The 11,945-nt window shown below is 66.4% G+C and carries 12 protein-coding genes; 8 read left to right on the top strand and 4 right to left on the bottom strand.

Annotated features, from left to right (window positions below):
• The first annotated feature begins 123 nt into the window (after positions 1 to 123).
• The 7 genes from HMP06_RS08260 to HMP06_RS08230 all read left to right on the top strand — a co-directional run bounded on the left by HMP06_RS08260 (position 124) and on the right by HMP06_RS08230 (position 7,553).
• Positions 124 to 885, top strand: coding sequence for an energy transducer TonB (locus HMP06_RS08260; protein WP_176496657.1), 762 nt, complete (start codon positions 124 to 126; stop codon positions 883 to 885).
• Positions 886 to 930: 45 nt separating this feature from the next.
• Positions 931 to 1,974 carry a heat-inducible transcriptional repressor HrcA gene (hrcA, locus tag HMP06_RS08255; RefSeq protein WP_176496656.1) on the top strand — a complete coding sequence of 348 codons (1,044 nt, stop codon included), beginning with the start codon at positions 931 to 933 and terminating at the stop codon, positions 1,972 to 1,974.
• A 17-nt stretch (positions 1,975 to 1,991) separates the two neighbouring features.
• Positions 1,992 to 2,540 carry a nucleotide exchange factor GrpE gene (gene grpE / locus HMP06_RS08250; RefSeq protein WP_176496655.1) on the top strand — a complete coding sequence of 183 codons (549 nt, stop codon included), beginning with the start codon at positions 1,992 to 1,994 and terminating at the stop codon, positions 2,538 to 2,540.
• An 84-nt stretch (positions 2,541 to 2,624) separates the two neighbouring features.
• Positions 2,625 to 3,122, top strand: coding sequence for a hypothetical protein (locus HMP06_RS08245; protein ID WP_332103029.1), 498 nt, complete (start codon positions 2,625 to 2,627; stop codon positions 3,120 to 3,122).
• Entirely contained in the window at positions 3,085 to 3,258 is a 174-nt protein-coding gene (locus HMP06_RS08240; RefSeq protein WP_176496653.1) for a hypothetical protein, read from the top strand. Before HMP06_RS08245 ends, HMP06_RS08240 begins: the two co-directional genes overlap by 38 nt.
• Entirely contained in the window at positions 3,258 to 4,484 is a 1,227-nt protein-coding gene (locus tag HMP06_RS08235; RefSeq protein ID WP_176498435.1) for a threonine synthase, read from the top strand. The genes HMP06_RS08240 and HMP06_RS08235 overlap by 1 nt, the downstream gene beginning before the upstream one ends.
• A gap of 117 nt (positions 4,485 to 4,601) precedes the next feature.
• On the top strand, positions 4,602 to 7,553 hold the full coding sequence (locus tag HMP06_RS08230; RefSeq protein WP_176496652.1) for a PAS domain-containing protein: 2,952 nt from the start codon (positions 4,602 to 4,604) through the stop codon (positions 7,551 to 7,553).
• A 49-nt stretch (positions 7,554 to 7,602) separates the two neighbouring features.
• On the opposite strand, the gene HMP06_RS08225 is transcribed toward HMP06_RS08230, so the two are convergent.
• From HMP06_RS08225 to HMP06_RS08210, 4 genes are all read right to left on the bottom strand, one after another.
• Entirely contained in the window at positions 7,603 to 8,748 is a 1,146-nt protein-coding gene (locus HMP06_RS08225) for an SET domain-containing protein (protein WP_176496651.1), read from the bottom strand.
• A gap of 235 nt (positions 8,749 to 8,983) precedes the next feature.
• On the bottom strand, positions 8,984 to 10,102 hold the full coding sequence (dapE, locus tag HMP06_RS08220; RefSeq protein ID WP_176496650.1) for a succinyl-diaminopimelate desuccinylase: 1,119 nt from the start codon (positions 10,100 to 10,102) through the stop codon (positions 8,984 to 8,986).
• Positions 10,103 to 10,169: 67 nt separating this feature from the next.
• Positions 10,170 to 10,541 (bottom strand): VOC family protein, encoded by a 372-nt coding sequence (locus HMP06_RS08215; RefSeq protein WP_176496649.1) that lies wholly within the window; start codon positions 10,539 to 10,541, stop codon positions 10,170 to 10,172.
• Positions 10,542 to 10,615: 74 nt separating this feature from the next.
• Positions 10,616 to 11,308, bottom strand: coding sequence for a helix-turn-helix transcriptional regulator (locus HMP06_RS08210; protein WP_176496648.1), 693 nt, complete (start codon positions 11,306 to 11,308; stop codon positions 10,616 to 10,618).
• Between the two features lie 127 nt (positions 11,309 to 11,435).
• Here HMP06_RS08210 and HMP06_RS08205 point away from each other — a divergent pair, with 127 nt between their 5' ends.
• Positions 11,436 to 11,900, top strand: coding sequence for a cupin domain-containing protein (locus HMP06_RS08205; RefSeq protein WP_176496647.1), 465 nt, complete (start codon positions 11,436 to 11,438; stop codon positions 11,898 to 11,900).
• The last annotated feature ends 45 nt before the right edge of the window (positions 11,901 to 11,945 follow it).

Below are 11,945 nucleotides of genomic sequence, written 5' to 3'. Positions count from 1 at the left end.
AGTCTCCTGGAAATGGTCGCGCTGCCCTACCTGTGCGTTGGGCGAGTGTCACCCTTGGAAGTTCGGGCCTTGGCAGGGGACCGGGACAGACCACATTCATCGCGGAAGGCGCAGGCGAACGGCATGACGGTTTACGGGTCCACGCAAGATCGGATCAAGAGCGCGGGCGCGGCGGCGGGGTTGGTCGCGCTGATCGGCTATGGCCTGATCGCGGGGCTGGGCGTTGGCGTTTCGCAGCGGATCGTCGAGCAACTAACCGTCGTCGCGCTCCTGCCCGACAGCCCCCCGCCCAAGCCCGATCCGGTGCGTGCGCCGAAACAGGCGGAGAAGCGCAAGGAGGGTGCGGCGTCGCCGCCAAACATTCGATCGAAAGCGACGGAAGTGGTCGCGCCGCCGGTGCCGATCCTCCTCCAGCAGCCACCGCCTGTGGTGGTGTCACCGGTCGCCGGGCTGGGGAGCGATCGTTCCGCCGGAGCCGCGCCGGTCATCGGTCCGGGAACGGGAAGCGGCGGGCAGGGCAATGGCCTGGGTAGCGGCGATGGCGGCGACGGCGATGGCGGCGGCGGCGGCGGGGGAACCGACGCCGAACTCGTCAGCAACAAGCTGCGCTACAAGGATTTGCCGCGCGCGCTGTGGGATGCGCAGGCGGCGGGGGTCGTCACCTATCGCGCGACGATCGGCATTAACGGGCGGCTCAGCGAGTGCCGGGTGACGCGAAGCAGCGGCAACGCCGCGCTCGATGCGGCAACCTGTGCGCTCGCGCTGCGGCATGTCCGTTTCCGTCCGGCGCGAGACGAGAAGGGGCGCAAGGTCACCGACAGCGCACTGTTCGAACAGGAATGGACGGTGGCGCGCGCCGAGGGGGCCGCGGTGGAGGTTCGCTGACCTGGACGATTGAGTCATCCGGCGACACGCCCCATATATCCCCCGATGGCACTCCCACCGATCACCGAACTCAACGACCGCGCGCGCGACGTGTTTCGCGTGGTGGTGCAAAGTTATCTCGATACCGGATCGCCGATCGGATCGCGTACGATCGCGCATCTCTCGGGTCTGAACTTGTCGCCCGCCTCGATCCGCAACGTGATGCAGGATCTCGAGGAGCTGGGTTTGCTCGCCGCGCCGCACACCAGCGCCGGGCGGATGCCAACCGACATTGGCCTGCGGCTGTTCGTTGATGGGATGATGCAAGCGCTCGAACCCTCGGCCGAGGAGCGCGCCGCGATTTCCGCGCAAATCGTCCAGGCCGGGCCGGTCGAACACGCGATCGCCGCGACCACGGCGGCGCTGTCGGGCCTGTCCGCGTGCGCGGGGATGGTGATGGTTGCAAAACGCGATCTCGTCTTGCGCCAGATGAGCTTCGTGTCGCTGTCAACCAATCAGGCGTTGGCGGTGCTGGTCGGGGAGGATGGATCGGTCGAGAATCGCGTGATCGATTTGCCGCCGGGCCTGCCGCCCTCGGCTTTGGTCGAGGCAGGCAATTATATGAGCGCGATCTTCGGCGGGCTGACGCTCATCGAGGCGCGCACCCGGATCGAGCGCGAACTGGTCGCCGAACGCGCAGAACTCGACGGCGCGGCGCGTACGCTGATCGAGCGCGGGCTCGCGATTTGGAGCGAGGATACCGACCGTCGCCCGGTGCTGATCGTGCGCGGGCAAGCGCGGCTGATCGACGACGCCGCCGCCGCCGATTTGGAGCGCGTGCGCGAATTGCTCGACGATCTCGAGGGCAAGCAGGAGATCGCGCGGCTGCTCGACAATGCCAGCGCCGGCGATGCGACGCGCATCTTCATTGGCGCTGAAAACAAATTATTCTCGCTGTCGGGATCGTCGGTGATCGCCAAACCGTTCCGTGGGCTGGACGGTCGCGTGGTCGGCGTGGTGGGCGTGATTGGCCCGACTCGGTTGAACTATGCGCGCGTCGTGCCCATGGTGGATTATACCGCCGCGACGCTCGCGCGGCTGATGAGTTAACAGGATAGTTTGACGACATGATCGAAGACGAAAAGATCGACATCACCAGCGGTGTGGATGTGCGTGAAGAAACCGCAGCCGAGGCCCCCGAGGTTGCGCAGCATGACGCGACCGCCAAGCTGGCCGAGGAACTGGCGGAAGCGAAATCGGCGCTGCTGTATGCGCATGCCGAAGCGCAGAACATGCGCCGTCGCGCCGAGAAGGAAGCCGCGGATGCGCGCGCTTACGCCGCCACCGCCTTTGCGCGCGATCTGTTGTCGGTCGCCGACAATCTCGCCCGCGGATTGGAAGCGATCCCGGCCGAACTGCGTGCCGATGAGAAGATGAAGGGCCTCGTCGCCGGGCTCGATGCGACGGGCCGCGAAATGGAAGCGGTGTTCCAGCGCCACGGCATCAAGAAGATGACCACGATTGGCGAGAAGCTGGACCCGAATTTCCACCAGGCGATGTTCGAGATTCCGAGCGATCAGCCGGTCGGCACCGTCGTGCAGGAAATGCAGTCGGGCTATATGATCAAGGACCGGCTGCTGCGCCCGGCGTTGGTAGGTGTGGCGAAGGCTGGGTGACGCTTATCGAAGGGTGGCTTCATGGTTCGGTTGAGACCTGAATTCGAAGCTGCTCTTCGCTATTTCGCTCGCGCTAGCACCGCGATGACGACGCTGGGGTTTCAAGCCCCGATCCTCGTAGGTGGAGCAGCGGTCGAGCTGTTCACCCGTAGTGCAATATCGACGGGTGACTTTGATGTATCCACCGCGCGGCAATCCGCATTCGAGTCTGCGCTCCGGGATTTGGGGTTCATCAAGCCATCCGGACCCGGCGTTGCGACACGCGGATGGATGCATCCGGATTTGGCGCTAGGCTTTGAGGTAGTCTCTAGCGCGCTTTTGGGTGGGCTGGCCGATCGAGATCGGGTGAAGATGATCGACCTTGGGGAAGATGGGGTCGCCACCATAATCGCGGTCGAAGACATCATTGCCGATCGGATGGGGCAGTTCGCCTCTGGGACCGCGCCGGAAATGCTTGATCAGGCATGGCGGCTGCTTGTTCTTCACAGCGAGGTAGATCGCGCCTATTTGGATCGAAGGGTTCGGGAAGAGACGGCTGGCGATTATGGCATCGACGATATCAAAGAAACCGATCCCGCTTGACGAATTCGTCGCGGATATCGAGCGCCGTCGAATTGAAACCGGCATCACCGAACTCCCCCGCAATGCCGGCAACCGCCGCACCGAGAGCAAACGCGCGTTGTTGAAGGCGATCGAGGAGGCGGGCGGCAAGTGGTGATCAACGCGAATCTAACCGCCGACCGCGCGACGTTCGTCACGCATCTCGAATGCCCGATGACGGGCGAGCGCTACGAGGCCGACACGCTTCATGGCCTGTCGCGCGTCGGGCGGCCGTTGCTGGTGCGGTATGATCTCGACGCCGTCAAAGCCGCGATTCCCAAGGCGATGATTGCCGCGCGGCAAACCGATCTCTGGCGCTGGCGTGAGCTGCTGCCGGTGCGGCATACCGCGAATATCGTCAGCCTCGGCGAAATCGAGACGCCGCTGATCCCGATCCCGCGCTCCTCGGGCAGCCCTAACGTGCTGGTCAAGGATGAGGGCCGCTTGCCCACCGGCAGTTTCAAGGCGCGGGGCCTCGTCATGGCGGTCGCGATGGCGAAGGAGCTTGGCGTTACCAAGATCGCGATGCCGACCAACGGCAATGCCGGGGCCGCGCTTGCCGCGTACGCCACGCGCTGCGGGATCGAGACGATCGTCTTCTGCCCGGACGATACGCCCGAGATCAACGTGCGCGAAATCCAGGCGCAGGGTGCGCGGGTGTACCGCGTCAACGGGCTGATCGATGATTGCGGGGCGATCGTCGGCAAGGGCGCTGCCGAGGGCCGCTGGTTCGATTTCTCGACGCTGAAGGAGCCGTACCGGATCGAGGGCAAGAAGACGATGGGGCTGGAACTGGCCGCGCAGTTCGGTTGGAAACTCCCGCACGCGATCTTCTACCCGACCGGCGGCGGTACCGGCCTGATCGGCATGTGGAAGGCGTTCGATGAGCTCGAAAAGCTCGGCTGGATTGGCCCGGAGCGCCCGCGCATGTACGCCGTGCAAGCGAGCGGCTGCGCGCCGATCGTCCGCGCGTTCGAAGCGGGTGAGGAACATGCCGAGCGCTGGGAAGATGCCGCCACCGTAGCGGCGGGCATCCGCGTGCCGAAAGCGGTCGGCGATTTCCTGATCCTCCGCGCGGTGCGGGAAAGCGGCGGCAAGGCGCTCGGCGTCGGCGATCCGGCGATCCTGAAAGCGGTCGATGAGTGCGCCCGTAAGGACGGGCTGCTGCTGTGTCCGGAAGGCGGCGCGACGCTGGCGGCGTATAAAGAGGCGCTGCGCACCGGCGAGGTCGATGAAGAGGAGCGCGTCGTGCTGTTCAATTGCGCGACCGGGCTGAAATATCCTATGCCGGAGGCGAACGATACGCTGGACCGGTTCGCACCGATCGATCTTGCGACGCTGTAGCGAGCGGAACATCGGCTGGCTTGGCCGGTTGAAACGAAACAGGCCGGTTCGCATGCTCACTTCCGTCCCAAGTCGTTGATTCGGCGTGTTGAGTGAGTGCATGATGAGGCTGTTGTGATGCCCGACACCGCCCCTGACCCCGACCCCGACCCCGACCCTAGGCCGACTGTGGCGGGCTTGGGGTTTCTTGACGGCGGGGGTGAAGTCGGCACGCTGCTGCGCGCGTTTGACTGGCACGCGCACCCGTTCGGGCCGCCCGATCGTTGGCCGGCCGCGTTGAAGCTGAGCGTCAGCCACTGCCTGCATTCCAGCTTTCCGACCGCCATCTATTGGGGGCGGGAATTTCGTATGATCTACAACGATGCCTGGACGGTGCTCGCCGAGAAGCACCCGTGGGCGCTGGGGCGCCCGGCGGCGGAGGTCCGGCGCGATATCTGGCCGGTGCTCGGGCCGCAATTCGCCGCCGTGCTGGCCGCGCGGCGCGGCGTCGCATATGTCGCGCAGCGGCTGATGATGCTTCGCGCAGGCGTCCCGACCGAGACGTTCTGGACCTACAACAGCTCGCCGATCCTCGATGAGAATGGCGCGCCGTATGGCATCCTCAACCAGGGTCTCGAAGTTACCGCGCAAGTCCTTAACGAACGGGCGCTGCGCACCGCGAAGGACGAGCGCGAGTTTATTCTGGCGCTGACCGAGCGGCAGCGCATCCAGGCCGATCCCGACGATGTGATGCAACTGACCGCCGATGCGGTGGGGGAATATCTCGGTGTCGATCGCGCGGGGTTCTTCGAGATGCTGCCCGGCGACGTGATCCGGTACGGCGCGTGCTGGGTCAGCGACCTGCTGCCGCCGCTGAGCGGCACGGTGGCGTCCGCGGCGTTCGGGACGCGGATCGGTGACACCATCCGCAGCGGCGGCACGTTAGTGTTTGCCGCGCCAGAGGATGCCGATGCGCCCGACCAAGGCGCGCTGGAGGCGACCGGAACGCGCGCGGGGATCAGCGTGCCGCTGGTGCGTGGCGGCGAATGGCAGGGCGGATTCTACCTCAGCAATGCGACCCCGCGCGGCTGGACGCGCAGCGAAATCGCGCTGGTGGAGGAAGTCGCGGAACTGAGCTGGGACGCCGTCGCCCGCGTACGCGCCACGGCGCGGTTGCAGGTGATCAACCTCAGCTTGCAGGACGAAGTCGCCGCGCGCACCGCCGAACGCGATAAGTTATGGGAGGTCAGCAACGATCTGCTCGGGATTGCCGAACCCGACGGGCGCTGGATCGCGGTGAACCCGGCGTGGGAACGCCTGCTCGGCTGGACGGCGGACGAGATCGTCGGCCGCGATACGGCGTGGCTGCGTCACCCGGACGACCATGGCGGCAGCGCGGCGGAACGCGCGGCGGTGGCGGAACCAGGGACGCCGCAGCGGCTCGAGAAGCGCTTGCGCACGCGCGACGGGAGCTATCGCACGCTGGCGTGGCAGACGATCCTGTTCGGCGACCGGCTCTACACCAACGCCCGCGACGTAACCGAGGAGCGCCGGCAGCAGGCGGCGCTGGTCGCCGCCGAGAAGCGCACGCGGATGGTGCTGGAGGCGATGGATGGGATGGGGGTGTGGACCTATGAGGCCGCCACCGACCGCTTTTACAGCGACCCCGGTTTCGGCGCGTTGCACGGATTCCCGGCGGAGGAAGCCGGGCCGGGCCGGTCGATGGCGGAGATCCTCGAACGGATTCACCCGGAGGATTTGCCGCGTACCTATGCCGTGATCGCGAAATCGCGCGAAACGGGCGAGGATGAAGAAAACGAATATCGCATCCTCCTGCCCGACGGGGCGATCCGCTACATCCTGTCGCGCAGCCATGTCATCCGCGATGCCGCCGGGCAGCTTGAACAGGTGATCGGCGTCGGGGTGAATGTGAGCCGCCAGCGCGAGTTGGAGGAGCGCTTGCGCCAATCGCAGAAGATGGAAGCCGTCGGGCAGCTGACCGGCGGGTTGGCGCATGATTTCAATAATCTGCTGACCGGTATTTCGGGCGCGCTCGAACTGATGCAGTTGCGCCTCAAGCAAGGGCGGATCGACGATCTGCCGCGCTATATCGGCGCCGCGCAGACCAGCGCCGGGCGCGCCGCGGCATTGACGCACCGGCTGCTCGCGTTCTCGCGGCGGCAACCGCTTGATCCGCGGCCGGTCGATGTGGCGCGGCTCATCGCTGGGATGGAGGATCTGCTGCGCGGGACGCTTGGCCCGGGGATCGCGCTGGCGGTGGATGTCGATTCCGACACCTGGCCGGTCCTGGCCGATGCCAACCAGCTCGAAAACGCGCTGCTCAATTTGTGCATCAACGCGCGCGACGCGATGCCCGAGGGCGGCACGGTGACGCTCCAGACCGGTCAGCAATGGCTCGACGACGCCGCCGCGATCGAGCGCGACGTGCCGCCGGGGGCGTATCTGACGCTGTGCGTGACCGACACCGGCACCGGCATGAGCCCCGACGTCATCGCCCGCGCGTTCGATCCCTTCTTCACCACCAAACCGATGGGGCAGGGGACGGGGCTCGGCCTGTCGATGATCTATGGCTTCGTCCGGCAATCGGGCGGTGAAATCCAGATCCGCTCGACACCGGGCGAGGGCACGACGATGTGCCTGTATCTGCCGCGCCATTATGGCGTGGTCGCCAGTGCGGCAGTGGGCGGGAGCGCGGCGCTGGAACCCGAGGGATTGGGCGAGACGGTGCTGCTGGTCGATGACGAGCCCGGCGTGCGGATGCTGGTAAGCGAAGTACTCGGCGAACTGGGCTATGCCGTGATCGCGGCGGAAACGGGGGCCGAGGCGCTGGAACTGCTTGTCTCGGCGCGGCGGGTCGATCTGCTGATCACCGATGTCGGCTTGCCCGGCGGCATGAACGGCCGGCAAGTCGCCGACGCGGTGCGCGCTGATCTGCCGGTGTTGTTCATTACCGGCTTTGCCGAGAATGCGGTGGTGGGGGATGGGCCGCTGGAGGCTGGGATGGCGCTGATCGCGAAGCCGTTTGCGATGGAGACGCTGGCGGCGCGGGTGCGGGAGATGTTGGGGTAGGGATATCTAGAATCCCCCCCCTGGCGGGGGAGGATTCTCGTGCAGCACGCTAAGCAGCCCGATCCCGCGCCCTCGCGACTTCATCCTTCCGCCGCAGATACGGCGCGACCAGATTCCGCGCGCGGAACCATTCCTGCCGTTCGGGCGAAAGCGTCGCGAAATTGCCGATGACGCGGCGGCACTCAGGCGCGCGGCACTGGCAGATCATGTGCCAGTTCGATTCGGCCAAAGTGGTCGAATAATCCCAGGCGATTTCCTCGCCCGGCGCGATGTCACGGATTGCGATCAGCGTCACGCTGCCGCCGGCGAAGCGCAGGCCGGCATTGGGCGCACAGCTATGGTTGATCAGATCGTCGATCCGCCCCGACGGGCCCATATAATGTTGCGGCGTGACCTGCACGAAGCGGTCGCTCGACCCGCGCATCAGGCTCGGCACGCGGTCGGCGCGGAAGCGGCGGCCGGTGAAGCGGATGATCTCGTCGCCCTCGGCAAAGCCTTGCGCGGCGTACACCGCCTTGCCGAGATGCGTCTCGCCGACCGAGAACAGGCTCGCCGCCGGACTATAGGCATCGAGCACATAGAGCCGCCCGTTGCGGAAACCGAGCGAGCGCAACGGGTTGATCGTCGCGAGGCCGACCATGAACCACACGCTTGCGTGGCACAGCAGTTCGACCAGGATATAAGCATATTCGCCAACCTGTTGATCGCCGCCGCGCGTCGCGACGAGCAGCGTGGCGAGATCGCCGACCGCCCACAGCCCCCAAGCGGGCGATCGCTCGCGGTTACGGTCCTGCGCCACGCTTTGCCACGTCGGCCAGAAACTGGCCGGTACAGCGGCGACCACCAGCATGTGCGCCCAGAAGGCGTTGTTCGACACGATCCACAGCGTCAGCGCGGCAAGGCAGGCGGCGGTACAGACGATCTCGCCGCGCGACGGTGCACTCCACACCGATCGCTGCCAGATGCCGATCGTCACCGCGACGCACGCCAGCGCCGACAGCGCGAACACCCAGCCTTGCAACGCGCCGGGGTTCACCGCGGCATAGGTCCCCGCCTCGACTGCGGTCGCGGCACTCCAGATCAGCCAGGAGGCGCGATTGGGTTGCACCAATTGCCGCCGCAGCCCGGTCAGATACAGCGTGTATCCGGTCAGGCTGCATCCGACGGCAATGAAGAACCAGGGATCGATCGCCATGCCCGCTTACCATTATGGTTAAGGGCAGGCTTACGCTCTTCGCCGACTCGCGTCCACAAAAACCAAGGAGTCAGCACGAGTCGCGGGGAATCGTGAGTCGTTTGAGTCGGTTATGGGCGGCAAACGCTGCCCAGTTCCCGTCCATGCTGAGCTTGTCGAAGCACTCGTGCAACAGGCGAAATCTGAGTTTGTGGCCCAGGCCCTTCGACAGGCTCAGGGCGAACTGAAGGAGGATTTACGTCGCGGCAACCCGCGCGATGATGTCCGCGTAGATATCGCGCAACGCCGCCAGATCCTCGATCGCCACCGCCTCGTCGACCTTGTGCATCGTGGCGTTGGTCAGGCCGAATTCCACCGTCGGGCACAGCGCCGAGAGGAAGCGCGCGTCGGAGGTGCCGCCGGTGGTGGAAAGCTCGGGGCGGATGCCGGTGCGGGCTTCGATCGCAGCGCTGAGCAGGTCCGAAAAGGCGCCGGGCGGGGTCAGGAACGCCTCGCCCGAGATGCGCGCGGTGACTTGGGCGGCGGGGTCGTGGCGGCGGACCAAAGCCTCGATCCGTTCGACCAGCGCGGTGCCGCGTTGCTCGTCATTGAAGCGGATGCTCAGCCGCGCGCTTGCCTGCGCGGGGATGACGTTGGTGGCGGGGTTGCCGACGGTGATGTCGGTCACTTCGATATTCGACGGCTGGAACCAGGCATTGCCGGTATCGAGCACGATAGCGTCGATCTCGGCGAGCATAGCGATCAGGCGCGGAATCGGGTTGTCGGCCAGATGCGGGTAGGCGACATGGCCTTGCTTGCCCGGCACCGTGATCCAAAGATTGACCGAGCCGCGCCGCCCGATCTTGATCATGTCGCCCAGCCGCGCGGAGGAGGTCGGCTCGCCCACCAGGCACAGATCGGGGGCGACGCCTGTCTCGCGCATCCGATCGATCAGCGCGCAGGTGCCGAAGGTGGCGGGGCCTTCCTCGTCGCCGGTGATGATCAGGCTGAGTGGTGCGCTGGGCTCGGCCGGGATGGCGGCGACGAACGCCGCGATCGCGCCCTTCATGTCGACCGCGCCGCGCCCGTAGAGCAGACCGCCGCGCTCGGCCGGGGTAAACGGGCCATTGGTCCAGCCCGCGCCCGGCGGAACGACGTCGAGATGCCCGGCGAAGGCGAGGTGCGGGCCGGCCCCGCCGCGCGTGGCCAGCAGATTCTCGACCGGCCCATCGGGCGCGTCCCCGACGATGAAGCGATCGACCGTGAAGCCGAGCGGCACGAGTGCTGCCTCGAGCACGTCGAACACCGGCCCCTGTGCGGGTGTCACGCTCTCGCACGCCAGAAGCGCCTTGGTCAGTGCTACAGGATCGGTCACGTCAGCCCCTTATCAGCCCGCTTCCCTTTCGCGTTTCCGGGCGCGGAAGGGAAGCGGCTTTGCGGCGTCAGCCGACGGGCGGGGCGGTGACCCGCAGACGATGTCCGTCGGCGTCCTGCGCGACGAAGGTCATGCCGAACGGCATCGGCGTCGGCGCTTGCAGGATCGTCACGCCGCGCGCGTGCCAAGCGGCGTGCAAGGCCGCGACCGCAGCGTCATCGGCGACACCGACACCGATCTCACTCGCGCCCGATTGCCCCGAACTGCTCGGCGCGACCGTGTCGCGTTGCCACAGCCCGAGCATGACGCCCTCGGTAAGCGGGAGCATCGCGAAGCCGGGTTTCTCTTCGATGATTGGGATGCCGAGCATTTCGCTGTAGAAGGCGGCACTGGCGGTCTCGTCGGTCACATGCAGTAGCACAAAGTTGAAGGTCGGCATCGAAGGTCTCCGCTGCGGCGCGCGGGAATGGCGCCGTCGCAGATCGGTCTACGGGTGCGTGCTGTCAGTTTGTGTCAGTATTGATCGGGGATGCCGCGGACCGTCCGCCATTCCTTGAGCAAGGCGGCACGACGGCGCGGGTATCGCCTGGGCGCGACGTACAGCGCGGTGATCCGGTCGGTGCGGAAATGGCGGTAGCCGCCGCGCGATTCGCACCAGCCGACGACGACGCGAACACGGTCGTAAAAGGCGAGCGCGAACGGCCAGATCGCGCGGTGCGTGATCGCGCCCTGTTCGTCGGCATAGGCGATCTGGATGATGTTTTCCGAGCGGATCGCCTCGCGGATCGTCGCAAGTTTGCGGTCGCCGACCGGAATCGGATCGCCGGGGCCGATCAGCAGGCCCGACGCTTCGATATTGGCCTTGAGATCGTCGGGCAGCACGGCGTTGATCTTGGCGAGCACGTTGCGCGCGGCCTTGCCGAGCGGCTCGTCGGCGCGTTCCGATACCCAGCGCGAGCCGAGCACCAGCGCCTCGATCTCTTCCTCCGAAAACATCAGCGGCGGGAGCATGAAGCCGGGGCGCAGCACATAGCCGACGCCCGCCTCGCCATCGATCGGCGCGCCCTGCGCGCGCAGCGTCTCGACGTCGCGATACAGCGTGCGGAGCGACACGCCGAGTTCCTCGGCCAGCAGCGAACCCGCGACGGGACGACGATGCCGCCGCAGCACTTGGATCAGATCGAGCAGGCGCTGGGAGCGGGACATCGCCACGCCGTAGCATATGCTGACGAAGCTTGGCAGTAGTGCCTCTGGATGAGGATTGGAGCTTCTCCGGCGGCGCATCCCGCGCCATACTCGCGCGATCCCGCCGGGGCGGGCCGGGGGACATGCCATGCCGAAACTCGATCTGGACTCGATTCCACAGACCAATGCGACGGGGTATCCGCCGCCGTTCGATGCGCCCGTTGCGGGCCGCTGGTATCGCCGCCTCGCGCCGCCGTCGGGCCTGTCGCACTTCGCGGCGAGCCATGTTGTGCTCAAGCCCGGCGCGTGGTCGTCGCAACGGCATTGGCACGCCGACGAGGATGAAATGGTCGTAATGATCGCGGGCGAAGCCGTGATGATCGAGGACGGCGGCGAGAAGCTGCTGCGCGCCGGGGACATCGCGACTTTCCCGGCGGGCGTGGAGAACGGGCATCATCTGCAGAACCGCAGCGATACCGACTGCGTGTTCGTCGCGATCGGCGCCGGGCCGCGCGCGGCGGGCGGGGCCTATTCCGACATCGACATGACGTTCGGGCCTGACGGCTATTTTCAGAAGGACGGCACGCCGTACGCTGCTGCGCGGCTGCCTTAACCTAAGGTCGTATTCGCCAAGGGTGGAACACTCTCCGTTCGCCCT

The organism is Sphingomonas sp. HMP6 (assembly GCF_013374095.1).
In the GTDB taxonomy this organism is placed as follows: domain Bacteria; phylum Pseudomonadota; class Alphaproteobacteria; order Sphingomonadales; family Sphingomonadaceae; genus Sphingomonas.
This window is presented reverse-complemented; position numbering and strand designations above follow the sequence as displayed.